This window comes from Rheinheimera sp. WS51 (assembly GCF_050936095.1).
GTDB lineage: Bacteria > Pseudomonadota > Gammaproteobacteria > Enterobacterales > Alteromonadaceae > Alishewanella.
Genome location: NZ_JBOTRC010000015.1, coordinates 24,877 through 50,627 on the forward strand (window position 1 = coordinate 24,877; position 25,751 = coordinate 50,627).

Annotated in this window: 24 protein-coding genes, 1 tRNA gene and 1 pseudogene; 7 read left to right on the forward strand and 19 right to left on the reverse strand. The window is 42.8% G+C overall.

Annotated elements, in window-relative coordinates; translation table 11 throughout:
* From ACRCA4_RS13410 to ACRCA4_RS13420, 3 genes are all read right to left on the reverse strand, one after another.
* Nucleotides 1–639 carry a DUF1190 domain-containing protein gene (locus tag ACRCA4_RS13410; RefSeq protein ID WP_433189570.1) on the reverse strand — a complete coding sequence of 213 codons (639 nt, stop codon included), beginning with the start codon at nucleotides 637–639 and terminating at the stop codon, nucleotides 1–3.
* 9 nt (nucleotides 640–648) lie between these two features.
* The gene (locus ACRCA4_RS13415; protein WP_433189573.1) at nucleotides 649–1,062 is read right to left on the reverse strand and encodes a DUF350 domain-containing protein; all 414 of its coding nucleotides are present in this window, start codon (nucleotides 1,060–1,062) and stop codon (nucleotides 649–651) included.
* A 102-nt stretch (nucleotides 1,063–1,164) separates the two neighbouring features.
* The gene (locus ACRCA4_RS13420) at nucleotides 1,165–2,442 is read right to left on the reverse strand and encodes a hypothetical protein (RefSeq protein ID WP_433189576.1); all 1,278 of its coding nucleotides are present in this window, start codon (nucleotides 2,440–2,442) and stop codon (nucleotides 1,165–1,167) included.
* Between the two features lie 286 nt (nucleotides 2,443–2,728).
* Here ACRCA4_RS13420 and ACRCA4_RS13425 point away from each other — a divergent pair, with 286 nt between their 5' ends.
* The 5 genes from ACRCA4_RS13425 (at nucleotide 2,729) to ACRCA4_RS13445 (ending at nucleotide 8,671) form a co-directional block, all read left to right on the forward strand.
* On the forward strand, nucleotides 2,729–3,985 hold the full coding sequence (locus tag ACRCA4_RS13425) for a DEAD/DEAH box helicase (RefSeq protein WP_433189579.1): 1,257 nt from the start codon (nucleotides 2,729–2,731) through the stop codon (nucleotides 3,983–3,985).
* Nucleotides 3,986–4,165: 180 nt separating this feature from the next.
* The gene (locus ACRCA4_RS13430) at nucleotides 4,166–4,576 is read left to right on the forward strand and encodes a hypothetical protein (RefSeq protein WP_433189582.1); all 411 of its coding nucleotides are present in this window, start codon (nucleotides 4,166–4,168) and stop codon (nucleotides 4,574–4,576) included.
* Nucleotides 4,566–5,753, forward strand: a complete 1,188-nt coding sequence (locus ACRCA4_RS13435) for a hypothetical protein (protein WP_433189585.1) — start codon at nucleotides 4,566–4,568, stop codon at nucleotides 5,751–5,753. Before ACRCA4_RS13430 ends, ACRCA4_RS13435 begins: the two co-directional genes overlap by 11 nt.
* A 3-nt stretch (nucleotides 5,754–5,756) precedes the next feature.
* Complete coding sequence (locus ACRCA4_RS13440) at nucleotides 5,757–8,183, forward strand: putative bifunctional diguanylate cyclase/phosphodiesterase (RefSeq protein ID WP_433189588.1); 2,427 nt, start codon at nucleotides 5,757–5,759, stop codon at nucleotides 8,181–8,183.
* A 32-nt stretch (nucleotides 8,184–8,215) separates the two neighbouring features.
* Nucleotides 8,216–8,671 (forward strand): GNAT family N-acetyltransferase, encoded by a 456-nt coding sequence (locus tag ACRCA4_RS13445; protein WP_433189591.1) that lies wholly within the window; start codon nucleotides 8,216–8,218, stop codon nucleotides 8,669–8,671.
* A 93-nt stretch (nucleotides 8,672–8,764) separates the two neighbouring features.
* On the opposite strand, the gene ACRCA4_RS13450 is transcribed toward ACRCA4_RS13445, so the two are convergent.
* Complete coding sequence (locus ACRCA4_RS13450; RefSeq protein ID WP_433189594.1) at nucleotides 8,765–9,469, reverse strand: 2OG-Fe(II) oxygenase; 705 nt, start codon at nucleotides 9,467–9,469, stop codon at nucleotides 8,765–8,767.
* A gap of 178 nt (nucleotides 9,470–9,647) precedes the next feature.
* On the opposite strand from ACRCA4_RS13450, the gene ACRCA4_RS13455 reads away from it, so the two are divergent.
* Nucleotides 9,648–10,046 carry an acyl-CoA thioesterase gene (locus ACRCA4_RS13455; protein ID WP_433189597.1) on the forward strand — a complete coding sequence of 133 codons (399 nt, stop codon included), beginning with the start codon at nucleotides 9,648–9,650 and terminating at the stop codon, nucleotides 10,044–10,046.
* An 85-nt stretch (nucleotides 10,047–10,131) separates the two neighbouring features.
* Here the strand turns inward: ACRCA4_RS13455 and ACRCA4_RS13460 are convergent, their stop codons facing one another.
* The 13 genes and pseudogenes from ACRCA4_RS13460 to ACRCA4_RS13520 form a co-directional block, all read right to left on the reverse strand.
* Nucleotides 10,132–10,683, reverse strand: coding sequence for an acyl-CoA thioesterase (locus ACRCA4_RS13460; protein ID WP_433189600.1), 552 nt, complete (start codon nucleotides 10,681–10,683; stop codon nucleotides 10,132–10,134).
* 31 nt (nucleotides 10,684–10,714) lie between these two features.
* Complete coding sequence (locus ACRCA4_RS13465; protein WP_433189603.1) at nucleotides 10,715–11,068, reverse strand: DUF2288 domain-containing protein; 354 nt, start codon at nucleotides 11,066–11,068, stop codon at nucleotides 10,715–10,717.
* A gap of 18 nt (nucleotides 11,069–11,086) precedes the next feature.
* Nucleotides 11,087–12,442 (reverse strand): sigma 54-interacting transcriptional regulator, encoded by a 1,356-nt coding sequence (locus ACRCA4_RS13470; RefSeq protein ID WP_433189606.1) that lies wholly within the window; start codon nucleotides 12,440–12,442, stop codon nucleotides 11,087–11,089.
* Nucleotides 12,429–13,025 (reverse strand): hypothetical protein, encoded by a 597-nt coding sequence (locus tag ACRCA4_RS13475; RefSeq protein ID WP_433189609.1) that lies wholly within the window; start codon nucleotides 13,023–13,025, stop codon nucleotides 12,429–12,431. The genes ACRCA4_RS13470 and ACRCA4_RS13475 overlap by 14 nt, the downstream gene beginning before the upstream one ends.
* On the reverse strand, nucleotides 13,022–14,383 hold the full coding sequence (locus ACRCA4_RS13480; protein ID WP_433189612.1) for a sensor histidine kinase: 1,362 nt from the start codon (nucleotides 14,381–14,383) through the stop codon (nucleotides 13,022–13,024). The genes ACRCA4_RS13475 and ACRCA4_RS13480 overlap by 4 nt, the downstream gene beginning before the upstream one ends.
* Before the next feature lie 191 nt (nucleotides 14,384–14,574).
* A complete protein-coding gene (locus ACRCA4_RS13485; RefSeq protein ID WP_433189615.1) occupies nucleotides 14,575–14,784 on the reverse strand; it encodes a hypothetical protein in 210 nt (69 codons plus the stop codon).
* A gap of 353 nt (nucleotides 14,785–15,137) precedes the next feature.
* Complete coding sequence (locus tag ACRCA4_RS13490) at nucleotides 15,138–16,364, reverse strand: adenosine deaminase family protein (RefSeq protein ID WP_433189618.1); 1,227 nt, start codon at nucleotides 16,362–16,364, stop codon at nucleotides 15,138–15,140.
* Between the two features lie 473 nt (nucleotides 16,365–16,837).
* Nucleotides 16,838–17,878 (reverse strand): serine hydrolase domain-containing protein, encoded by a 1,041-nt coding sequence (locus ACRCA4_RS13495; RefSeq protein WP_433189621.1) that lies wholly within the window; start codon nucleotides 17,876–17,878, stop codon nucleotides 16,838–16,840.
* Nucleotides 17,878–18,738, reverse strand: a complete 861-nt coding sequence (locus ACRCA4_RS13500) for a S1 family peptidase (protein ID WP_433189624.1) — start codon at nucleotides 18,736–18,738, stop codon at nucleotides 17,878–17,880. Before ACRCA4_RS13500 ends, ACRCA4_RS13495 begins: the two co-directional genes overlap by 1 nt.
* Nucleotides 18,739–18,741: 3 nt before the next feature.
* The gene (locus ACRCA4_RS13505; protein WP_433189627.1) at nucleotides 18,742–20,229 is read right to left on the reverse strand and encodes an amidohydrolase family protein; all 1,488 of its coding nucleotides are present in this window, start codon (nucleotides 20,227–20,229) and stop codon (nucleotides 18,742–18,744) included.
* A 122-nt stretch (nucleotides 20,230–20,351) separates the two neighbouring features.
* A complete protein-coding gene (locus ACRCA4_RS13510; protein WP_433189642.1) occupies nucleotides 20,352–21,860 on the reverse strand; it encodes a winged helix-turn-helix domain-containing protein in 1,509 nt (502 codons plus the stop codon).
* 177 nt (nucleotides 21,861–22,037) lie between these two features.
* Complete coding sequence (locus tag ACRCA4_RS13515) at nucleotides 22,038–22,685, reverse strand: amidohydrolase family protein (RefSeq protein WP_433189630.1); 648 nt, start codon at nucleotides 22,683–22,685, stop codon at nucleotides 22,038–22,040.
* A 115-nt stretch (nucleotides 22,686–22,800) separates the two neighbouring features.
* A pseudogene (locus ACRCA4_RS13520) lies at nucleotides 22,801–23,157 on the reverse strand (IS4 family transposase); the annotation flags it as partial.
* Nucleotides 23,158–23,506: 349 nt separating this feature from the next.
* Here ACRCA4_RS13520 and ACRCA4_RS13525 point away from each other — a divergent pair.
* Nucleotides 23,507–24,202, forward strand: coding sequence for a hypothetical protein (locus ACRCA4_RS13525; protein ID WP_433189633.1), 696 nt, complete (start codon nucleotides 23,507–23,509; stop codon nucleotides 24,200–24,202).
* A 30-nt stretch (nucleotides 24,203–24,232) separates the two neighbouring features.
* Here ACRCA4_RS13525 and ACRCA4_RS13530 read toward each other — a convergent pair.
* Both ACRCA4_RS13530 and ACRCA4_RS13535 read right to left on the reverse strand, forming a co-directional pair.
* Nucleotides 24,233–24,319, reverse strand: a tRNA-Leu gene (locus ACRCA4_RS13530).
* A gap of 241 nt (nucleotides 24,320–24,560) precedes the next feature.
* Nucleotides 24,561–25,535, reverse strand: coding sequence for an integron integrase (locus ACRCA4_RS13535; protein WP_433189636.1), 975 nt, complete (start codon nucleotides 25,533–25,535; stop codon nucleotides 24,561–24,563).
* Nucleotides 25,536–25,751: the final 216 nt, after the last annotated feature.

Sequence of the window (25,751 nt, forward strand, 5' to 3'; positions counted from 1 at the left end):
TTAGCCACCAAAGCTTGAGCGGGTGCGTCTAGCTGCCTGAGCACCAAAGCCGCCACGACGTGCTTTAACCGCAGGTTTAGGTTTAACGGCTGAAGGTTTTACCCGTGTAGGTCCAGGTTGGCTGGCAACAGGCGTGTTACTTGCGGTACGGAAGGTTTGCCTGTCATCACGAGACTTATATAAAGGCTGTGAAGCAACAGGGCTGGCATTTTTGCTTGCCGCTTGTGGCGCTTGACCAGCTAAGCCACCGCGATTAAGCATTTGCCCAGCCATAAAACCCATCATCATGGGCATAAAAAAGCCACTGCTTTGCTGGCTTTGCGCTTGAGGCTCAGATTGAGTTGCATTATTTTCTACATTTGCAATAACCGGAGCCGCTTCGCACTGGCCGGCACCAAAGTCGGTTTCGCATTCCCTTTTATTGCTATACCGCGGAGCAACTTTAGGATGCAGTGCTTTAGCTTCAGCGAAAGCGGCTTGACATTGTGCTGGCGGGTTATAATAAGCCGCACATTCATCTGGGGTATTATAAACCTGTACTTCAACTGGCTCTTCACCACAGCCGGTTAGCATTAAACCCGCAGCTGGCACCATCATAATTAAGCGTGCTGTTTTACTTCGTTTAAATACGCGTGACATTGTTTCTCCTTAGTAGCTCATACAAGCGGCGTTAAGCATACCTATAGCAATAGAACAACCGGCTGAAAAAATACCGGCAGCCAATTCGCCATCACTAATACGTTTTGGTAGCTGCTTTAACAGCAAAGAGCTGATAAAAAAGGCAATAAGCTGAACCAATAACGCCACGGCTCCCCAAATAGCACAGTCTAATAATGATAATGAATTGGTAATGGCACTAGATAGCGGCCATGCAAAGCCAATAAAGGCACCGGCAAAGGCGATAGCGGCAGCAGGGTTGTTCGCCCTAATTAAGCCAAATTCGTCATGTGGCGTTAGCCAAGTGTAACAACGAACAAAAATCATCAATAGTAGTAAAGCGAGGGCAAAATAAGTAGCAAAGGCCGGTAGGCCATGCAATGAATTAAGGGCTGTATCAAGCATAATATTTATCTAGTTAAGCTAATGAGGGCTTGATCCTGCGCAATAATGTTACTGAATTCAAGTGATTTATTATTAAATGACTATAGCCAGTTAATTTACCTGCTAGTTAATTACTCTAGGCGCTTGGTTCCAGAGATTTTGCTGATCAGAATGACTAAAGAATTCAGATGGCTGCCAATAACGGGGCACTAAACGGCGTAATTCTCCTGGATGCCAGTCTGCGCTAAGTTTACTTAATATTTCTCGTAGTCGCTGTTCTGGCATAATGGTCAGCTTATCGCGTGCTGGCTTAAAGTAGAGGTTATAGTCTACGCTAATTTGGCAATTTTGACCGCCTCGACGATATTGCAAATTGCGCGTTACAACACGACACAACGGTTGTTCTGGCGAGGGGGGGTATAATTGGTTAACAATAGCCAATTCATACTTCTCTTGGGTGCTCAGATCTAACTGTCTTGGTAAAAATGCAATGCCATAGCCTTGCGGGAAAATACCGGTGATACGTAATAGTTGATCTACAAGACGAGCGTCTACTTCTTGTCGTTGAGCCGCTTGTTTTAAAATAAGGGCTACTTTAGGCAGTGACTGGTAACGGAACCGATTACGGCCAGGTAACACTACAGAGCTATAGATTTGAGGTATTTTGGCAATACTGCCCAACATGCTTTTACCGTTTTCAACTTGCTGTAATAGCAATAAAATAAACTTAATCTGTTTTAACTGGGTTTGTTCAGAAAGCAATTGTTCATTTTTACAATTACCACGGTAGGCAGATGGCTGTAAGCCTAATTGGGCTAAGTCGAATCTAGAAGTTTGATTAATTTGATTAAAGTCTTTTCGTTCATCACCCGTCATCGCCCGTAGCGGATCTAAAGAATGTATTTTCTTACCATACAAAATATCGGCTGTTTTTGGATTATGTAAGCCAGCATCCAGTAAGAAAATAGCAATAATTAGCGGTATCTGTACGAATAGTCGAAACTGACAGTCGTCATTTTTAGCTTGTCGGTTTTTATAATAACCTTGTAAAGTTGGATCTGTAATTAAGTTATGCTCGAGGGTATGATCTAATAAGCGCAGCGCTAATACGGCCCGATAAATAGGTTTATAACTAAACTGCACTTCTCGCCAGCGACGAGTCGAAGTGGGTACTGTTAATTGCAAAGAACCCAGAATCTTGGCTGAACGCGTTAGCGTTTCGGCGCTAGAGGCACCTTCACTTAAGTTTAACAGCCGCTCGGCAGTAAATTGTAAAGAGTGAAACAAACTATCTGATTTCGTTGCAATTTCAGTATCCGTTTGAAAAAACTGTTCAGCCTGCACAACTGTACTATTTTCTGCCAAATATAAGTCAGCCATTATGCGCTTTAAATTGCGCATAAAAACGGTCTCGTTTGCGTCAGGTCGGTTTGATTTCAAAAGTGGTTCCCAGCGTTGAAAATTAACGATAATTTAGCTTAAGTTTATAGCGCTGTTAGTGATAAAAAGCAGCAACCCCTAGTTAAGCGCAAAGCTAATAATAAGTAAATGCTTATTCGTATTTATGCTTATATGAAGATGTTAATTCGCTTTGTGGTAACTTTTACTGTAAGCTTCGCGCCCCTCTATTTTGGAGGTAACTGCAGCTGCGGCAGATGTTCCTCGCAGCAAAACTGCGAGATTACGCATGCAATTTACAGAGTTAAACTTAGCGCCTGCGCTATTAAAAGCTATAGCCGATAAAGGTTATACTTCACCATCACCTATTCAAGAGCAAGCTATTCCGGGTATTTTGGCTGGCCGCGATTTAATGGCCGCAGCTCAAACGGGCACCGGTAAAACCGCTGGCTTCACTTTACCTTTATTGCAGCTATTAAGTGATGGCAGCAAAGTGCAGCCGAACCAAGCTAGAGCCTTAATTTTAACCCCAACTCGAGAGTTAGCCGCGCAAGTTGCACAAAGTGTTGCGGATTATAGTAAGTATTTACCGTTAAAAAGTACGGTAGTGTTTGGTGGTGTAAAAATAAACCCACAAATGATGGCACTGCGTCGTGGTGTTGATATTTTAGTGGCAACGCCAGGTAGGCTATTAGACTTATACCAACAAAATGCGGTACGTTTTACTCAATTAGAAGTTTTGGTATTAGACGAAGCCGATCGCATGCTAGATATGGGCTTTATTAATGATATTAAAAAAATCATTGCGTTATTACCGAAAAAACGACAAAACCTGCTGTTCTCAGCCACGTTTTCTGCCGATATTCGTAAGCTAGCTAAAGGCTTGGTTTTTGATCCTTTAGAAGTATCTGTTAGCCCTGAAAATAGTACAGCCGAACGCGTAGAGCAGTGTGTTTATCCGGTTGATAAAGGGCGTAAAGCGGCTTTGTTAACTCAGTTAGTGTTAGATAATAATTGGCAACAAGTGCTTATTTTTACTCGTACTAAGCATCAAGCAAATAAATTAAGCACCCACCTTGGCAACGTCGGCATTAATGCAGCGGCTATTCATGGTAATAAAAGTCAAAACGCTCGCACTAAAGCCTTAGCTGACTTTAAAAAAGGCAGTATCCGAGCGCTAGTGGCTACCGATATTGCCGCAAGGGGTTTAGATATAGACCAGTTACCTCAAGTTGTGAATTATGAACTGCCTAATGTCGCTGAAGATTATGTTCACCGCATAGGTAGAACCGGTCGGGCTGGCGCCGCAGGTCATGCTATATCATTAGTGTGTGCTGACGAGTCTAAAGAATTAGCCGGAATAGAGCGTTTAATAAAACAATCTTTACCGCGTGAAACCGTGCCAGGTTTTGAGCCGGTTAATAAAGTGCCAACCTTACCGGTTAACACTAAACCCTATAAACCGAAAAAACCTAAACAAAAGAAATTTGGTCCAGCAGGTACTGCAAGGTCCAACCAGTCGATAAGCAAAACAAGAACAAATTAAACATAAATAATAAGTTAGCTTGAGTATTCTTAGTTTTGTGGCGACATTTTTGTTTCTATAATGCTATATTAATATTACTTACTTACTTGCTTTGATATGTTGCTTTCTTTATATGAAGATAAAAAATATAGCTAACAACAAGAGGTACTTTACTTCCTCTGTGCAGATGTTAGAGGGGCTATGCGGTTAGTCGGCTTATTGCTGTTAATACTTACCGCATTGCCTTTATCGGCTTCGAAAGTGCTGGTGCATAGCTCTGTCTCTTTAGATTCTTTAACTCAAGCTCAACTTCGCAGTATTTTCACTTTACGCCAAACCCAGTGGCCAGATGGCTCGCCAATTAAAGTCTACGTTTTACCCGAAACGGCGGCTCAGCATCAGAAGTTTAGCCGCGAGCAATTACACTTATTTCCTTACCAATTAAATTTAATGTGGGATCGACTAAGCTTTTCTGGGGCGGCTGCAAGGCCAAGCCAAGTTGCCGATGAGCAGGCGATGTTAAAGCAACTTAAATTGACCCCAGGCAGTATTGGTTATAGCAGTTACACAGATAAAGACGATAGGGTCAAGGAGCTGCACATTGAACGTTAACCCTCTTCGATTACTGCCAACATTACAGGCATTTATATTGTTTTTTGCTAGCACTTTAATGGTGCAAGCTGCAGAAATTCACTGGCAAGGCTTTGTTGCTCAAGGCCTAATACAAACTTCAGACGATAGCTTTGTTGCCTTTGATGATGATATCTCTACTAATTTAACTGAGCTTGGTATTAATAGCAGTATTCGTTTAGCGCCCGCTTGGCGCCTAGCTGGGCAAGTCATGTATTTAGATGGCGGTAATCGGTACCCGCAAGGTGCTAGGCTGGATTACTTATTTGTTGACTGGAACTTTCAAAGCTCATTAGATTGGCAAGCTAATTTATATTTAGGCCGAATTAAAAATCAGCACTGGTTATATTCAGCAACTCGAGATGTTCCTTTTACTCGGCCATCCATAGTGTTACCGCAATCAGTATATTTTGATGCCTTTCGTGATATCGCAGTCAATAGCGATGGTTTAGCTATTCAATCAAGACACAGTAATCGCTATGGTGATTTTACTTTTAACTGGAGTTACGGTACTTCGCCTATTTCTAAGCAGCAGCATAAATTGCTGTTAGGGGGGAATGTCAAAGGCAGTACTAAATTAGATTTCGATCATAAGGCCAGTTTGTATTGGCAACCAAGTTTAAGCCGATTAACTTTTGGCGTGTCACTACTTGATTCTGAGTTTCATTTTAACCGCGAGCCAACAGAAGTGTTTCGCGATGCAAACTTCCAGGTGCAACGCGTTATGTTAAGTATGCGTTATCAACAAGAATTATGGGATCTGGCATTAGAAATCCAGCAAGAGCGATTACAAATTGATGGCTTTTTTGCCCCTGAATTTAGCCAAGCTCAGTTTGCTCAAGGCGGTTACCTATTAATGCAATATCGGCCTAGTTCGCGATGGCGCCTGTTTGGTTTTGTTGATTACTCAGTGAATAATAAAGATGATCGACAAGGCAAAAGTGCCGAAGCAAGCACCCAAGTACCAGATTATTTTGCTTACCAGCACACTGTAGCGAGCGGTTTTAATTATGAATTTACCCCGACTCTAAGCCTAAGTGCAGAGGTGCACTGGGTAAAAGGCGTTGGCAGGTTATCCCCCGCAATTCTGCCAGATATAGCGAATAACCCTGCAGAGTATTGGCAGCTGTATACCTTACAATTAATGTATCGGTTTTAAGTTATGCGGTATTTAAGCTTATCTTGGAAAATGCTGCTAATGATGCAGCTATTGCTGATATTAGTATTAGTCTGTTTTACCGGCCTATCTTTATTGCATGTTAATGAGCAGTTTAATCGCCAGCAACAGGCAAAGCGTGCTCAGGGTCAGCAATACTTTGAACAATATAGTCAATTGTTAGAGCAGCGCTTATTAACTTGGGTGCAAACATTTTCAGACTTACAGCCGTTAGGCGAAAAAGATGACTTTAGTCATTTAGCGGCTAAGTTAGCCACCCAGAGTGAGTCTTTGCAAATGCACTTTGGTGTTAAACGCCTAGCTTTATTTGATACTAAGCAGCAACTGCTGTATCAATTTGGCTTAGAAAAGTTGGCCAGTCCTGGCCAGTTAGTGCAACAAGTTATGCAATTGCAGCAGCCTAAGTCAACTACGTTTTGTGTTGAACAGTGCTATAAGCAACTCGCTTTACCCATACTAAATAAACAGGGTGAAGTCGCCATTTTAGTGATGACCATTGATCTGACCGAAGTCTTATATAACTTGCATCAGACACTAAACTTAGATGTTGCCATTATTAATTATCAAGCGAACAAACCGCGTATGCAGCGAATAAGCATAGTTCAAGCATCAGATCTTGAGTTAGTTACAGGTTTATATCGGTATACAGACAACGACGTCCAACTAAGTGATGTGCAGCAAGATGGCTTAATTATAGAGCTGAATAATGTTTTTTATTATTTGCAGCTTATTGCTTTAGATATCGATACAGATATTAAGCATCTGTTAGTTATGGTTGAAGATATTAGTACGGTTATTGCTGAAAACCGTCGTTATCAAACGCAAATTGTATTGATCGCCTTAATAAGCTTTATTTTATTGTTGCTGTTAATTTGGTTTACAACTCGGCGTATTAGTGGCCGAATTCTTCGTTTAGCTCAGGCACTACCTTTATTAGCTAAACGGCAATATAAAGAGTTTCATCAACAGAATAAATTAGAGTCGAGTTTGTTTCAGGATGAAATAACTACTTTCCAACGCTCGGTTACCTCGCTAGCGAATGAGCTAGAAGTTTTAGATGAAAAGTTACTAGAAAACACTAGCCAACTACGAAAAATGGCTATGTTTGATAGTTTAACTGGCTTAGCTAATCGAAATAGTTTGCAGCAAGACTTAAGCCAAGCGCTAGTAAATGTTAAAGAAAATACTGCTTATGTTGGTTTAATTTTCTTTGATTTAGATAACTTTAAAAATGTGAATAATAGCCGCAGTCATATAGTGGGCGATCAGCTATTAATTGCTGTGGCTAACCGATTGCAGCAATTTAGAAAGCGAGCTCAAATATATCGAGTAGGTGGTGATGAATTTGCTTTAGTTTTAACCGAAATTGCCCAAGCTAATATTGCAGAAAAAGTAGCTGAGCAAATACAAAATTTATTTAAACAACCTTTTATTACGCCATCAACTCAACTTACTTTAAGTGTTAGTATTGGCATCAGCTGTGCTTTTGATGACAGTATTAGTGGTGATGAATTAATACGCCAAGCAGATTTAGCTATGTATCAAGCTAAACAAAAAGGGCGTAACCGTTACTTTTTATTTGACGCTAAAATGTCATACGATTTAGCAACACGCTTGCAACTAGAAGCTGAACTTAAGCAAGCCATAGTAAAACAGCAATTTAGTTTAAGTTTGCAACCCAAAATTTGCCTAACAACAGGCAGGTTACATAGCTTTGAAGCGTTAATTCGCTGGCAGCACCCAGAGCGAGGTGTAGTGGCACCAGATTATTTTATTGATGCTTTAGAGCAAGCACAATTGATGGTTGATGTTGGGTACTGGGTATTCGAGCGCAGTTGTCAGTTGTGTGTTGCTATGGTTGCGCAGGGTTTAACTGACGTGGTTATCGCGGTTAACTTATCAGCTACGCAGTTTTTAAAAGCAGACTTGGCTGAGAACTTTGGTAAAATTTTAGAAAAATATCAGTTAGATGGCAAACAGTTTGAATTAGAGCTCACTGAAAATACCTTAGTGGGTAATATCTCGCAAACGCTCGATGTTATGTACCAATTAAAGGCCCTTGGTTTTAGCTTTGCTATTGATGATTTTGGTACTGGGTATTCGTCTTTAAATTATTTAAAACGTATGCCAGTCGATACCATTAAAATTGATAAAAGCTTTGTTCAAGGCATGCAAGAAAATGAGTCTGACTTGCAAATTGTTATTTCTACTATTGCTATGGTACATAAGTTAGGCTTAAAAGTGGTCGCTGAAGGCGTCGAGACCCTAGAAAATGTTGTACAATTGCGTGATTTCCAATGCGATATTTTACAAGGCTATTATTTCTCTCGGCCTATACCCGAGGCAGAAATTAATCAATTTGTGCAAAAAGTATTAACAGAGCAATGGCCAAAGTCATTGCTTACAGAATGAAAATAAATTTATTTATAGCGTAGGGTTAATAGATGCAGTGGCAAGTTTTTACATTTTCTCAATTAGATACATTAACCTTATACAGCTTGTTACAGCTAAGAGTTGATGTTTTTGTTGTTGAGCAAAACTGCCCTTATCCTGAATTAGATGACCGAGATTTAGACCCAGAAACACAGCACATTATTTTACAAAAGGGCGATAAAGTTATTGCCTATGCAAGAGTTCTCGCGCCGGGCGTGGCTTTTGATGACTATCCTGCTATTGGCCGGGTGTGTGTGTCACAAACCGCAAGGCGGCTGGGTTTAGGTGAGGCCCTGGTTGAAAAAAGTATCGATGTTATTAACCAACTTTGGCCAAAAAAAGATATCTATATTTCGGCGCAATGCTATTTAGAACAGTTTTATCAGCAGCTTGGGTTTAATGCGGCTGGCGAATCTTATTTAGAAGATGATATTCCTCATATCATGATGATTTTACCGAAAAGCTAAAAAATTACAGCTTTAACGTCGCCGCAATCTTTTTGCTCGATTTGCAGCGACCTAGTTATAGCGGCTAAATAGTAAGGTTATAAGAACAAAGCGTTATTGTTGTGGTGCCTGATATAACTGCTCTGCGGTGTTAAATAAAATCCAGCTGGTTAGAATATATTTATCATTAGAAATAGGGATACAACCCCTATGGGTGTGGGTAAAGTAAGCTGGTGCTATCACCATCCGCCCCGCTTTAGGCTTAATGCTTTTTTTCTGGTAATAGAATTCGGTTTGGCCACCTTCGGTAACGTCATTTAAATAAAACATAAACAATAAGGTGCGATGCAAAGGTTCAGTGCCGCCTTGCTGTGGGTAAACCTCTGAATGCCAATAATTATAATTACCTAAACCGGCTTGATATTTCTGAGCTTGGATAGGGCCCAGTCGGTAGAGTGTTCGCATAAAGTCTGCCGCTTTAGGGGCACCAAATTGGGCATAGTTATCTTGCGTTATCGGCAAAGGTTGGCCCGTTTGCGGATGCTGAATCGTTAAACCAACAGGACCAATTAATGCAAAATGATACTTTTTGAAGTACTCAGCCGCATAGTGTGTAGTGGCTTGCCAAATTTGTTGCAGTTGTTTTTGATATTCTGGAAATTGATTAAGATATAAGTCCGTACTGTGTTTTTTATCCAAATCAATTCCGCCACCGGTGCGGCCTGTTGTGGTATGCGGGCTGGCATCAAAGGTTTTAATTAACTGCTGGCAAAATTCAGGGCTTAACGCATTGTCATAAATTTCAATAAAGTCGGTCATTAATATTATCCGGTAAGGCAAAAAGCATTAAGCTACCTTACTTTATTTACTCGCCAGACGAAAGCGTTTGCCTGCTTAGCAATAGCGAAAAAGTGGTGATAACTTCTGATGTTATAGCGAAAGATTGCTTGTTATAGTTAGGCCAATATTTTTGTATTAAACTGATTTAGAGGTTTCCATGTTTACTGAAAAGCTTCAGCCCCGTTTTGCTGATACAGACGCCTTAGGCCATATTAATAACACTGTTTTTGCGGTTTGGTTTGAAGGTGCTCGCCAAGGTGTTTTTCGTATTTTTACACCAGAACTTGATGTGAAAAATTGGCCCTTGATCGTCGCTAGCGTTAAATTAGATTATCACGCTCAAACTCACTATGGCACTGAAGTAGAGCTGCGAACTTATATTAGTCGTATTGGTGGTAGTTCTTTTGATGTTTATCAAGAAGCTTGGCAGCAAGGCGTTAAAACGGTGTCGGGTACGGCGGTAATGGTGCAGTTTGACTATGCCAACAATAAAGCCAAGCCTTTGTCAGCCGAGCAAATAGAGCAACTAACTAGCCACTTGTTGCAGCCTAACTAATAAGCTTGTTTTTTTTAAGCCAAACAAGCTTAAATACTTAAATAAAGTCACTAAAGTAAATAAAGTAGTAAATAAAAAAGTACAGCTAGCTTAGCTGTACTTTTACATCATCATGTTGAGTAATATTATTAATAGCCTGCTGTATATCGCCATTAAAATCAGTGCATAATTCTGCATAGCTGTGACGAAGTTTCAGCCTTTGGGTGGTTTTCATATAACGCAGAACGTCTTCTTTGCTGGTTAAAATAAGCCTTGGCACTCGTATATTGTTACCTTGTTCATCTTTAGCAATCATAGTGAAATAGGATGAATTACAATGCTTTACTTTACCGGTTTGAATATTCTGTGCATCTACCCGAATGCCGACAACCATAGAACTATTACCAACATAATTAACCGATGCTTTTAAGGTAACTAATTCACCTACCTCGATTGGGTTTAAGAAATCAACCCGATCAACCGAAGCGGTAACACAGTACATGCCGCTATATTTTGAGCCGCAAGCAAAAGCAATTTGATCCATTAGCGATAGTAAATAGCCGCCATGAATTTTGCCGCTAAAATTAGAATGTGAAGGCAGCATTAATTGCGATAAGGTAACGCGAGAGCTATTGGTTTTTTGATAATGGTCGGTCATATTTTGCTCTTAATAAAAGCCGAGTTGGCTATTAGTTTAATGCTGTTGCGTCTGGTTTGTCTTGGACTAAAATCCACGGTGAAATAACCACCGCCCATAGCTGGGATTCTTGATCAAACCATTGCTGTGCTTGCTCTTTACTGGTGCGATTAATGCTGCCGCTAGCTAACCAGCTGGCAACTTGGGCTTTATCATCTTGGTTAAAGGCAAAGGCGACATCAATTAAGTCTAATGCTGGTTGCACGGTAATAACAGAGCCCGCAGCATAAAACTTTTGTAATTCTAGCCAGCTTATCTTGGCTGTTTCGCTAACTATTTTCGCTCTTATTAATGCCGGATCTTCTGCGTCTTCGGCTAAGTGGGCGTCAGGTGGTGTAATACTCATCTGGCTCTCTTTTTATAGTTAATCTAAATCAGTGCTTGCATCTTGCTCGGTAACTTGTGCGGCACTTAAATCGTGTTTTTTAAGTAGTTTATACAAATCTGTTCTATTACGCCCAGCTAATTCTGCAGCCCGAGTAACATTGCCTTCGGTCATTTTTAGCACTCTAATTAAATACTGGCGCTCAAACTGATCTCTAGCCTCGGTTAATGAAGGCCAATATTGGCTGTTTTGCGACAAGGCTTGCTCAACCTGAGCCGCGCCAATAACGGGGCTGTTAGTCAGTGCGACACATTGTTCTACTACGTTAACTAGCTGGCGCACATTGCCTGGCCATTTAGCGGTAGCCAGTAGCTGTAGGGCATCATCAGAGAACCGATTTACATCGACTTTATGCCTTGCCACGCTTTGTTGCAACACATGTCGGGCCAGTAAAGGAATATCTTCAGGCCGCTGCTGTAAGCTAGGTAATTGTAGGTTAACAACATTTAAGCGGTAATATAAGTCTTCACGAAAGCTACCGTCTGTCATGGCGTGCTGTAAGTCGCGATGAGTGGCAGAAATTACCCGCACATTAATGGCAATGGTTTTGCTGCTACCCACAGGTCGAATTTGTCGCTCTTGCAAGGCGCGTAATAGCTTTACTTGTAATGGTGTTGGCATATCGCCAATTTCGTCTAAAAATAGCGTGCCACCATCGGCCTCACGAAATAAACCGCCATGCTCGGTTACCGCGCCAGTAAAGGCACCTTTAGTATGGCCAAATAGCTCGGACTCTAATAAATGCTCGGGTAAAGCGCCGCAGTTAATTGCCACAAAAGCTTGTTTAGCCCGAGGGCTGGCTTTATGTATGGCTTTGGCCAGCAATTCTTTACCGGTACCGCTTGCGCCGGTAATAAGTACGCTAACATCACGCTGTGCCACACGATAAGCTTGCTCTAACACATCTTCCATTAGCTTGGCACGAGTAACTATTTCAGCGCGCCACTCGGCTTGTTCAGGAACCGATTGGCGTATTGCTCTTTGCAGAATGTCTCGCAGCTCAGTATGGTTTAAGGGTTTAGTTAAAAAACCAAAAACACCACGCTGGGTAGCGGCAACAGCCTCAGGAATAGAACCATGGGCTGTCATTAATACAACGGGTAAGCTGGCGTAACGCTTGGCAATTTCATCAAATAAGCTCATGCCATCTAACCCTGGCATGCGTAAATCACTTAATACAACATCAGGTGTCTGCTTCGGTAATAACTGCAACGCGGTTTCAGCACTATCAGCACAAAAAACTTGATAGCCTTCTCCTTCTAAGCGGAGGGTTAATAAGCGTAAGAGGCTTGGGTCATCATCAACCAGCAGAATGCGGGGCTTAGGGTTGGCCATTATTAACCTCAATGGTCGGTTGGTTAAGTTGAGCTTCTATTTGAGTAAGGGCGTCAATTTTCTTTTGTAATTCTTTATTGGTTTTACGTAACTTATCAATATTGTTTTGCTGTTGGGCATTAAGCCGAGTTAAGGCGCTCACTGCAGACTCAGTTTCTAATAATTTTTGGTTAAAAGCGAAATCCCAGCTTAATAAATTGGCCAAAGGACTAGGTAATAATGCTAGCTTTTCGCTTAGTTGCATTTGCAGCCTAAGCCGAGTTAAGTAAGGCGTATCTGGGTGTAGCTGTAAAATAATGCGTTTTAGCTCAGTCACATCGTCAGTAGTGTCTAACTGGTTTAATTGCTCCCGCTCGTTAGCTGCTTGGTTTAGTAGTTGAGCGCGAAACTCAACCCAAGCTAATAAGGATTCTGGACTGTCAGAAATAGTTAATGAGCTGATTTGTTCAATTTCAGGTTCAGTAGTGGCTGTTAAATCAGGCAGATTACTGGCAATCTCAGGCGTTGAATTTGTTGGCTCTGGCTGAGTGATTTGGCAGCCCATCAGCATAAATACCGTTAGCAGCGGTAATAAAAATTTCATCCGGTTTTTTCCTCTAAAAGTGGCAAGCGCACGCGAATACAGACATCAGCATAAATAACATCCACGATATCGGCATGGCCACCTAATAATCTGGCGCAGTCAGCAACAATAGATAAACCTAAGCCAGATCCTTGCACGGCATCATATCTTGGTGTAGTTCCTCGCTGAAAGGGTTCAAATAAAGTGCGCTTTAATGCTGTAGGTATCGGCGTACCGTTATTAGATACATCCAATACTAACTGATGCTCTTGTTGGTATAACTTCACCCAAACTGGGCTACCTTGACTGCCGTAAGCTTGAGCATTATTAATTAAGTTATCTAGTATACGTCTAAATAGGGTTTTGTCGGTAAAAATTGTATTAAGTTGGCAGTCTAATTCAACTTTTTGCTCGCGCTGCTGTAATGAAAGAGCGTGATCAGCAAAACATTCAGTAAACAACTGCTGGGCATTAAGCCAGTCTGGCTCTGGTTTGGCTTGTTGTAATAATCGGTTGTAATCTAATAGTTGTTCGGTTAGTAAGCTAAGCCGCTCTGCACTGCCATTTAATAAGCCGACGACTTCTAGTTGCTGAGTATTTAAGGGACCAACGAGCTGCTCTGTTAATAAAGCGCAACCTTCGCGAATACTCGATAAGGGAGTTTTTAGCTCATGCGAAGCGTGGCGCAATAAAATCAAGCGTAAGGCTTCTAGTTGTTGTAAGCGAGAGCTTAACCAGCGCAGTTGCTCTCCTAGTTCGGTAAGCTCACGGGGGCCAACCAGTTTTTCATCCGGAAATTGATGCTGCTGGCCAATGGCACGGATCATAGTATCAAGCTTTTTAACCGGAGCAGTAATGCGCCCAGAGGCCCATAACACGAGTAATAAAGTAATAATGACTAACACAACTGTTTGCCAAGCAAGTTGTTGTTGGCTTTGTACAACAAAGTTTTGTTGAGCTTGTAAATTTTGCTCGAGCATAGACCAGACAGACTGGGTGAGGAGTTGTTGCTGTTGCTTAAACTGCAAAATTATCGGCTCAAGCTGTTTACTATTTAAGGTTTGAAAATCGGCTTGCAGTTGTTGTAACGACGCGTATTGCAGCTGGCACAATGTAGCTTGTTCTAAGCTTTGACAAATAGGCATTAATATTTGCTGATAATTATCTAAATGATTAGCGGCTACTTGTGCTAACGCTGGGGTTTTCACAATGGCAAACTGACGCACAGCACGTTCAATATCGACCACTGTATTTTGCATGTTTTCTACTCGGAGCACACTTGAAACGGCCGACTCTGCTTCAGCAACAGCATGGCGACTAACGCCATTAAGGGCGGTATAGCTTTGCCATAACAATACTGCGACCGGAATTAACGCCATAAAAAAACTTAATATTACTAATTGCCTAAGCGAGGCGGTTTGCAAAGAAAAGCGCATAAAAAAAGTTCATTATGATTGTTGTGTGTAGCATAGCGCTTTTTTGCTATGGAACAAATGGGCAAAAAAAAGGCCAGCGGGGAACTGGCCAAAAAAATCCAACCCAAAGGTTGAAATATGGGAGTTGTTACAGCTTAAGCTGCTTCAGGTAAATACACAGCTGAATGTTGAACGGGTACTAATGCCACAGGGTATTGCAGTACCGGAGCGGCAACTGGAGTAACTTGGCTTTGTTCCCAAGCGATAACACTTTCATTATGTAAATTTACCCGACCCAGCATATTTATTACTACCGCTACATTGGCTAATAGAAATAAAACTGTACCTAATAAAAATAAATCCATGCTTTCCTCCAAAACGACGCTTGCCTTATTGATGAAAGCAGCTTTGGCTAAAGGGGTGAAACAAGGTTGATAACCTTAAACTTTAGACTTACAACTTGCTGCTAGGCTGTCGTTACTTTTGATACTACTAGAGTAATAGCAATGCTTGTGCCAACTTTTGTTTCTGTTATATTTTTGTTTTAAAACAGTGAGTTAGCTTTGTATTGTGAGGAGTTAAAGCGAAACTGAACCTAAGCCTTAGCTTTACTGTCTCCAAAAGGAGACAGTAAACTAGGTGCTTTTTAAATATCTTTTTATTTCAATTAGTTAGCGTGTATCTAAATGGCGACAGTTGGATTAAGTTATTGTTTTATTTATATAAAACCATAACGGCTGGCGACGCGATCAAAATACTCTAAGCTTTGCTTAGCATATTGGCGTTTTTCTACATAGCTACCGGGAAAAAAGCTTTTCTTAAAGCCGTAAGCAACAATGTCTTTTAGCCGCTTAATAGGCACATCAAAGTTATCTAAAGCGAGTTGGTACTCATTGCTTACAGTCGTGTTCGAGACTAAGCGGTTATCAGTACAAATTACGGTTGCTATTCTGTTTTCTAGCATATCTTTAAATTTATGCTGCTTAATGTCGGTGATTAGCGGGTTAGTTTGCAAGTTGCTGGTTAGGCATACTTCAACGGCAATGCGTTTATCGGCAATATAAGAGGCTAAGTTGCGTATATAAGCGGCTTTATCGGTAATGGCTGGATCTGAAATCATATCGGGGATAAACATTGAATAACCATGACCAATTCGGTCGGCATAGCATTCAGTAATGGCTTCAAACACGCTTTCAGCACCATAGGCTTCACCGGCATGTAAGGTTTTTAATAAAAAATGCTGATGAGCATATTCATAAACCTCTTTAAATTTACTGGCAGGATAACCTGACTCTTGGCCAGCCAAGTCTAAGCCAACAATAGGAATGCCCGCCTGATCACGTAACCGCACGCTAGCGCGAACTAGCTCCATAGCGGCAAGTTTAATGACATCTATTGGGGCAAAGTCGCGCATTAATTGAAACAAGTTAGTGTAATAAGGCGAAAAGCCTTTATCGCCAAACATGCGCATAGCACAGTTAATAATGCCGTAGGCAAAAGGCGGCTTCTGGCTGCTTAATACTGCTTCGCTGCAATTGTATTCTTGCTTTGCTTGGTTTAGGCCGTTATTCACGGCATGCATCACGCGGTCAAAATCAATACCGCTGGCTACATCAATTAGCAGCTGAGGTGCAAAACGCACTTCAATATAGTTCACGCCCTCATTTTGGTTATCAATGGCAAGTTCATAAGCGGCTTGTTCAAGGTTCTCCATGTTGCGCAACACGGCACAGGTATATTGAAAACAATGTAGGTACTCAGCTAAATTGGCGTATTTCTCTTTAAATACCAACTGCTTCATACCCTCAACCGTATTGGACGGCAGCTGAGTTTGAGTACGCTTTGCCATGTCAATTAAACTGGTTAAACGTAAACTACCATCTAAATGCAGATGTAAGTCAGATTTGGGCATTTCTTTAATAAATTCAGCTGAATAGCGCGACATAAAAGCCTCAAGACAATAAACAGGTAAGATAAGTTTATCGCAACATGCTTAATTACAGTAGTTTTAGTCAATAAATAGCACTAGTAGGGTAGGTTTAATTGCATAGCGCAAAGAAAGCCATGCTTTAAGTAGTTGATAAGATAAAGAGTTTTATTATTTAATAAGGAGATAAAGCAGGAAGATAAATGGTGCCCGGGGCCGGACTTGAACCGGCACGCCCTTTCGAGCGAGGGATTTTAAAACGCTTACAAACATCATACGAAATGCCTTGTGTAAGGATTTTTCTTCCCAAGTTTCGTTCTACATTTCAGTCAAAATCGACTGTTTAAATGCGAACTACTGCACATGATTTACACACTGAAGACGATTTGTTGCTGCAAGGCAGTTAAGATGTTGTTTTGTGGGTAGAGATGTTTTCGTGTGTGCCCTTTAGCCAGTTGCTTTAGATACGATAACGTGGCTTATCGTTATAGCTAGCCGCTATGAGCAATTTTCTTAATTCTGCCTAGCATCAATTCAAATATTGCCCAATGGCTGTCGTCAGAAAAATCGGTGGTATTAGCAAATAGTACTATTACTGTATCGCTGTCGCGGTCGTAATGTGCCAAACTTTGGTAACCAGGAATAAGCCCAGAATGTTGGTATTGATAAAGCGAGCTGTAGATCTGCTTTTCATCTTCACTTAGCAGCGAGCCATCGTTTAATGCGCGTAAAAATACGCCGACATCTGCTGCCGTCGCCACCATAGCGCCATAGTCAGCATGCTTGATATCCTCTTTAATGCCTACGTAGTAACCACTCATCAGGCGTGCTGTATCAATATCCTTAATTGAGCGGAAAGTTGCATCAAGACCAAGTGGCTGAAGTATCGTGTTATTTATAAAATCGAACTGATCACACTGGCATGCTTGTTCGATAATACGCTGCAGTAGCAGGTAGTTAGTGTTGGAGTACTGATATTGGCTATCCGGTGCAAAGTTGGCTGGTAAACCATATATCAGTGCTAGCCGCTGTTGGTCGGTAAGCAGATACCCTTTCTGCCAATATTCCGCAGTGTCGGTAAAGTTTGCCAGGCCGCTGCGATGTTGCACCAACATTCTAAGCGTAATGATGTCAGCGTTTGGTAAGGTGTCGGCCAGTTGCGGCAGTAGCTCACTCAAGCGGCTATCAGCTGACAGCGTGTTTGCGCTAATCAATTTAGTGATTGCCACCGCATCGTACAGCTTACCAATACTGGCAATTTTAAACAGCGCATCCGGTCTGGCGGGTTGACGCAAATCTCTGTTGTGCCAACCTGCCGTGTAGGTAATAGCAGCGTGGTTTTTGATGTCGACATACGCAATGATGCCATCAAAGCCATACTCAAGTGTTTGTGTTAACTGACCGGGAATATCCTCAGGCAATGGTTTTAGCCAGGCAAAAACTAATTTTACCGGGGCAAAAGCGCTGATAGAACCTACTACAACCAGCACCGCCAGTAGCCTTAGCATGTTAACACTGGGTTTAAGTGCCACTATTGTTCTCCTTTTGAGGTTTCATCAAAGCCGATCATGCTACACACCTCGTCTAAACGCTCTGCAATATTGGGCTGCGCAAAACGATTTTGCGTAGTGTAGTTTGCAATAAAGTCGCTATTTCCCGCCATAACAGACTCTATCCAGGGCGCATGAAATGACACTCTGGAGTACACTTCTTTTACGCCATACTCGCCTAATTGCTTAAACCAGGAGTCTGCCCTTGAACTGATACCCAGCAGACTATAGCCTTCAGCGGTTTTTACAAAGGCAGGCCCACCGCTGTCACCATTGCCCGATACCCCCTCTAATGGCAGGGCATTGTCGCCCTGATTAAACACAAAATGAATTTCATTGTCTGAGACAGACTTGACGGTATTTTGTGCTTTACGTAGCTGGCCTTTGTTGGCTTTGTAGGAGACAACCTGACCTTGCTTGCCGTTGCCGGTACCACCGGCACCGATAAACCAAATCTGCTTGCCCTTTTCATCAGTATTACGATACAGCCGTGCCGGAGCTACTGATGTTACCGGCGTACTGAGTTTTAATAAGGCGATGTCGTTGTCACTGCCTAAGCTGTAGTTTCTGTGCGCGTAACGCGCGGCTATCTGTGCGTAGCTATCACCTACTTTTACGGTGTCGCCGGGCTCCAGACAGAATACCGTATGCGCAGCCGTGAGAACCCACTGCGGGTCGATCAAAGTGCCATGTGCACCCACTTTATATAAGGTCACCAAAGGTGGAAAATCCGCCTGCGTTGCATGATACAGTGTGTCGTCGACATCGTGGCGGATAACAATAGCCTGAGCTTGTAATGTAATGCCTGCCAACAGCAGCGTGATACCAGCGTTAAAATGCATGGTTTACTCCTCGTTAGTCAGTGCAATGTTGCCACGAATTACCACCAACTTAGGTGTCATAGTGGCAAAACTATCGCTAACGGGGTTGGTATCATAAACACTAAAGGTGGCATCTTTACCGCTGGTCAACGAGCCCAGAGATTGGTCTATATGATAGGCCCTGGCGTTGCCTAGCGTCATGGCGTGTATTACCTGTTGAATAGAAATACCCGCCTCTAACCAGGCTTGTGCTTCGCCTAACATGGCGCTGCCATGCACTGTGCCCGGGTTTCCGGCATCCGTACCAATAGCGACAGCAACGCCGGCCTCTAAAACGTGTCGTAAATTTTGCTGCTGGTACAGCGCAATCTGATCGGAGAACAGCTGGCTTAGCTGAGCGACAATCGCCTGCTCTTGCGGCTTCAGTGTAGCTTTAGCTTCTGTATCATCAACATAAGGCAGATACTTTGTTAGCATCTGAAACATTGGCGCAGTGTCAGCGTGCCGCAGCTTTAGCTGTTGAAAAGACTCGATAATAGCGTGGTCGGTCAGCGCGAGTTCCAGAACGCTAAAGCTAAGTTGCTGCTTAAAGATATCCCGGTAATGGTTGTAAGCGGTTAGCGTGGGTAAGTACACCACCTGATGCTGTTTCGCCAAAGCAATAAACTCGTCATCAACGGGCGCGGTCATGACACCATGCACCAGAATATTGGCGTGGGCTTTTATCGCCATTTTGGCATAAGCGAGATCTTCAACATGCACGGCGACTATTTTGCCTGCCTTGCGGGCATGCTGCATGGCATCAGCATAGATAGTAAACAGTTGCTCAGGGCTGTGGCCGGCTTCATCCGTCCAGACAAATTTAACCACCTGTATTGGTAATCCCAGTTGCATTTTAACGGCGGCTAATGCCTCCTTTGCCGAGCTTACCGCTAAAAAGGTATGGTCTTCGTGTTCAAGCTCAGGCACGGCTGCGGTTGAGATAAGCTCTGCCGCAGCATAAATGTCAGGTGATGGCTGTAATGTTGCAGCATCTGCATAGTGTTGTAGCTTGCCTGACGGGCCGCCCAGATCGACTACTGCGGTAATGCCAACCTTAAGGTAGTCAGACAGTAAATCCTGCCTGTGTTGGTTTAGCCACGCCTGATCTGACTGATACGGCTGTATCTTGGTTGCGCCAATCATATCCGGCCGGGTAAAGGCCGATGCTGATTGCGCCAGATGAATATGAGCATCGATAAAACCTGGCATAACATAACTATTGTTCAGATCCACCTGTTGATAGCCTGCAGGTATTTGCGCATCCGGCGGTAAAATTTGCGTGATTTTGCCATTTTCGACCAGCAATGAACCTTTGACGGCAGGCGCTTTAATAGCGTCAACAACGATGTTGCTGTTGGTATACGCTATCTGCCCGCTGGCATAGGTAATTGGATTTAGTGTTTGTGCCGCAATTGCATCGACGTTCAGTAGCGCCAGTGAAATCAGGCCAATGGGTGTTACTTTTCTCATGTTGTTGATACTCCGCAGATGTTGCAAACTAAACGAATATCAGTGTGCAACATGCTGTGCTAAACATCTTATAAGCTGGCTATAATGTCGCTATAAGCTGTTTAGTTATTGAATTATATCAACTAAATTGATGCTAATTTTTTGGTGTAAACGGCAATAAGGGGGTTAACTTTAACCAGTTGTTTATCTTCTACCAACCGCTTCGCTTGTTGAAAGCTCGCCTTTGCTGCAGCGTGCTGCTTGGTTGCCAGATAATAATCAACAAAATCTAAATGGCCCTGAACAATGCCCATCGGGCATTGCAGCATTTGCTGATATAACAACGCCTGCTCAAGTAAAGGCAAGGCCGCGGCCGGGGATTGTTGCCGGATAAAATACTGTGCCAGCATCGATTTGGCATACGCCACATACAACCAGTCCTGATTTTTTTCTGCGGCTAACAATGCTTGATTGAGCGTTGCATGGGCTGTTTCTGATTGCAGCATCAGCAGGGTGCTGCCCTTAAGATAGAGCGTGCGAGAGTATAGCAGGCGGTGTTTTTCTATGAACGGCCGTGACGTCAGGTGTTCTAATACCGTTAGTGCTTGTTGCCAGTCATCCAATGCCATCAAGGCTTTTGCCAGCCAAAAGTAAGCATCGGCTTGTTCAGGCATCGCGACTATTGCAGACTGTAAAAAAGACACTGCAGATTTTGCATCGCCAGCATTCAGTAATTGCATGGCATTAAACAGCAGGGTGTTGTTGAACTGTTGCTCAAACGTCAGTTCGTGCTCAGCATTGCTAAGCGATAATCTTGCGTTAAGCGTTTGTGCCACCTGGCTAAACAGTGACTCAAGCGATGTGGCATGTATTACATTATGTTGCTGTGACTGGCGGCTGTATAACGTATAGCTGAGGTGGTAGTCGCCGGGGACACCACTAAGCTGACCGTCGACAATTAACGTTGCTGCCGATACCGCGAATAAACTTGTTGGCGCATTTTGCCCTGCTGACGAGCGGTTTACGATATCCAGCACGTCATCCGGTTGAAACACCGTTATATTATGCTGGCCGTTAAACTCAGTTATTACCGCATCCATAGCAGCGAATCTGAGCCAATGCATGTTGTTATCCAGCTGTGACGTATCAAACGGCAACACAAGCAACGCATGTTGCGACTCAGGCGGTGATATTGGCTGGGTGTTGCCCTCCGGCGAATGTCCCGACAGCCAGTAGCCTAAGCCGGCGATGCTTAACACCGCGCACAATAACAGCGATAACATGACGTTCTGCCGGTTGTTGCCGGAGGCGATGTCTGTGGGGGCGGTCTCGGTGCTTTTGCTCAACGGCAGCTGAGCAGATTGTGGCTGTGGTGTGGAGGGTATCAGCCAGGTGTAGCCCCGGCGGGGGTGGGTTTTTATTACTTCATAACCGGTAAAGGCTTTTCTGATTTCGTTTACCGACTGAAATATCGCCTGATCTTCAACGATGCTGTCGGCCCAGACGGCAGCCATAATGTCGTCTTTACTGACAACCTGACCACAACGCTCAGCTAAAAATTGCGCCAGTAAAAACGTTTTTGGCCGTAAAGTCTGGCTAATCCCGCCGATACTGACGTCTCCTGTGCCCGCATCGAAATTAACGTATGGCATTGTCAAACTGTCTCCTTCTTCAACTTGTCGTCTGGCCAGGCCGGTTAATCAAAATCTTAGACCAAGGCAAGGTGGTGCACCGTCTTACTATGCTACAGAAACCAGCCTGATATTGCTTTAGGTTAAGTGTTAACAATTATTATGCTATGGCCGTTGACTAGCCAAACAACAGATAGCTCAGATGACGGCTAATGCTGAGTAACCAGCTGGAATGCTGAGTAACCAGCTGGAATGCTGATAAGCCTCCTGCTGTAATGTGTTCAGATCAGCACGATTAAAGTAATAGCCGTTTTGTACCACGGCCTTTGGTGTATTAAGTGTTGTCAGTGTCGTTAACGGGTTGTCTGCCAGCAGTATAAAATCAGCCTGATAACCTGTAGCAAGTTTGCCTATTTTCAGGGTTGGGCCCAACAATTCGCCTGCTGTGACGGTGGCAGTACGTAACACGCTGTAGTTATCCAGCCCGGCTTCGGCCAGCAACTGTATTTCGTCCAGCGTAGCCGGCCCGGGTAAGCCGGTTAATGCGCCGGCATCTGAGCCGACAGCGATTTTTACACCCTGCGTAGCCATAAGCTTAGTGAGCTGATGAAAGTATTGGTCTGTTGCAAGGTTATATTCTCCCAGTCCGGCGCTGGCGTTTAGCCATCTTTTATAAGACGTATTTTCATAGATGGTACGAACAAAGGGGTTGATGGCAGCCTGATCAGTCTGCTGCAAATACTGCAGTTTTTCTGTGCTCAGGCGGGTCAATTCGCGGTTTACTGCCAGCGTTGGCACCAGAGCAATGTTATAGTTTTTTAGAAATTCCGCTGCAGATTGTGCCATGTCAGCATTTTGCTGTTGTTGCAGAAAGCCGTCATAAATCTCTTCGGTATGCTCGAAGGTTTGCAGCGCGCTATGCTTTTCCGGCGCTTGTTGCAGCAGGTCGTAAGAAGGGTGGCCGGCCTTCTAATGCCAGACTGGCGCGCAGGATATGATGGCGTTTGGCTTTATCAGCATTGCTCCAATCCACCAGAATGAGGGGCTGTTTACCCTGGCGCAGCAAACGGGTCATTGCACCGTAAATTAGCGGTGTTTCAGCCTGGAGTGCCGTATTGCTAAGCAGGCGATCAGCACGTTTAATGCCGTGCTTCTCATTATTTTGGTTCTCATATTCACGGCCAATAGCGGTAACCGTGCAGCAGCCTTTTTTCATAAGGCTTTGTGCAGCAGCACTTAGCGCAGAAAGTCTGGCTTTATGCATACTTTTAGGGGTGACAAATGAGAGAAAATCGGCGAGCATTGTTTTTACATTCATGGCAGCATTCATGGTTAGGTGTTTTTGGCGAAAGATCAGATCGGGAACTGCCATGAATGTTCCCTTCGCCTTTAACTATTTGTTTTATCTACGCCATTCGTGGGGATTCGTCAGACAATCTAGTCAGGTGGCGCAAAATCTTTGCGCCACTACAAACAGACAACAATCTGCATAATCCACACCTGATGGCACCTGCCAATCATTGCAAAACGGAGTCACACTAACACCTGCTAAAATGAGCGTATTGTCGACATTTTTTAAAAAAATGGCGCTACAAGTTGACATTTAGTCTTTTTTATCCTAATTTTGTCGACAATCTGATGGGCGACAAAGTAGGGGGAATAGTAATTTGGATTCATATAATATTTTCGGAACGATCAATACGGTTTTTATTATTGTTAGTTTGTATGGCGTGTTTTCTCAATTAAGAACGATATGGAAGAGAAAAGAGTCTGGTATTGAAAGCGAAAGGCCAACTGCACTTTTATCATTAAACCAATTTACAGTTAGCTACTTGGCATATTTGTCGTTCTTTATATATGGGTATTCAATAGAACCGTTTAATCACTATATAGTCTGGCCTAGATTACTTGCTTCTGTATTAGTAGCGTTTATTCTGTTTGAAATTTGGCAAGACCGAAAATCTAAACACGCTAGGTACTGCTTTAGCATAGCCAGTGCAACTTTGCTAATTGCTATCGCAGGATTATTTATGAATGAAACAATAATCGATCAAGGAAAAGATATTTCGACAACGATAATTGTTTTAGTAACTATCTTGATAGCTCAAGGTTATTACCACCAAATTAAGCTAATTATAAATTCAGGTAGTACAGGAGCTGTCGATTTAAAGATGAGTCAATTCATCTTTATGATGGATATTTCGACTATAGTTTTTGCTTTAAGTATGGGGCTAAACATAGGATGGCCGTTGCTAGTGTTGGCGATTACCAGCGGTATTACTAAAGTCATTATTATGTTTTTATTCAAATGGGTAAAAATCAGTCCAACAGCGAAAAAGCGTAGAAATGTTGTGGTGGCTTAAAATACGTTGGACGACGGTTATTACGTAGTATGGTGCCCGGGGCCGGACTTGAACCGGCACGCCCTTTCGAGCGAGGGATTTTAAATCCCTTGTGTCTACCGATTTCACCACCCGGGCAGAGTCGCTGCGTAGATATACGCTTGGTCAGACGCCGCACATAGTATTTAACCTTGATTAAAGATGCAAGCAGTTTTCTGCATAAAATAGCCTTGTTGCTATCAACTGCCTATTTTTTGATAGATTTAACTGATTTTAAGCTTAATATCTGATAAATAATTTTATAATTAGCTAAATTAGTTGCTGCAAACTTATTAGGTTAGCAGTAGACAGGTCGCGGTTAGTTTGTTTTGTCGGTATATTAAAGCCCTAATTGCGACAACGGGCTTTTTACTGCATTGCCGCCTTGTTTCAATACATGGGTATAAATCTGGGTGGTTTTTACATCAGAATGGCCAAGTTGCTCTTGCACGGTGCGAATATCCATACCTGCTTCTAAAAGATGCGTGGCAAAGCTATGGCGCAAAGTATGGCAGGTTACGTTTTTGGCTATGGCAGCTTTTTTCGCAGCAGTGCGTACGGCCTTTTGTAAACCTGACTCATCAATATGATGCCGTCGCATAAAAGTGGTTCGCGGCTCAATGCTTAAACGCGCTGACGGAAACAAGTATTGCCAGCCTAATTCTTTTGGTGCGGCGGGGTACTTACGCGCCAACGAAAAAGGTAACCATACCCCTGCAAAGCTATCCGTTTGCATATCCTGTTGATAAAAAGCGTCGACCAGACTAATTTGCCGGCGTAGCGGTTCTATTAATTCTGGCGCTAGCGTAACCCTACGGTGTTTACCGCCTTTACCATGCCATACCATTAGCGATAAATAGTCAAAATCAATGGCATTTACTCGCAATCTAATAGCTTCCATTAACCGCAAGCCACTGCCGTATAGTAGCTGCGTTAATAGCAAATACTGCGGATCAATAGTAGCCAATAGCCGCTTAACTTCGGTTTGGGTTAACACCACGGGTAATTTTCGGGCTTTGGTAGACTGATTAAAATTAAGGTTCAACGCCAGCGGCCGCTTTAATATCTCTTTATAAAGAAAGCTTAACGCATTAAGCGCCAAAGCTTGCGTTTGCACTGCAACGTGTCGCGTTACGGTCAAATAAGTTAAAAATTGCTCTACATGCTCATTCGACAGATCTTTGGGGTGCTGCTTTTTATGGAATAAAATAAAAAACTTAATCCAATACAAGTAAGTTTCTATAGTGCGTTTAGCATAACGACGAATATGCATTTCTTCAGTAATATACTGTAAGAATGGTGACGAGGCGGGCATAACTTACCTCCTAAGGTATGCTGTTTAAATAAACAGTATAGCTGAAACTGTTACTTGTGCCTTGTTAGATGGAAATTTCCGTATTTCACACCAAACAAAAGTTATTCTAAGCATTTAATCTATTGTAAATTCGTAAATTATTACGTAATGTTCAAGACAATAAATTTACAAAGGCGGAAAAGTCCGTGTTTAAATACGGATATTTCCGTCTAATAA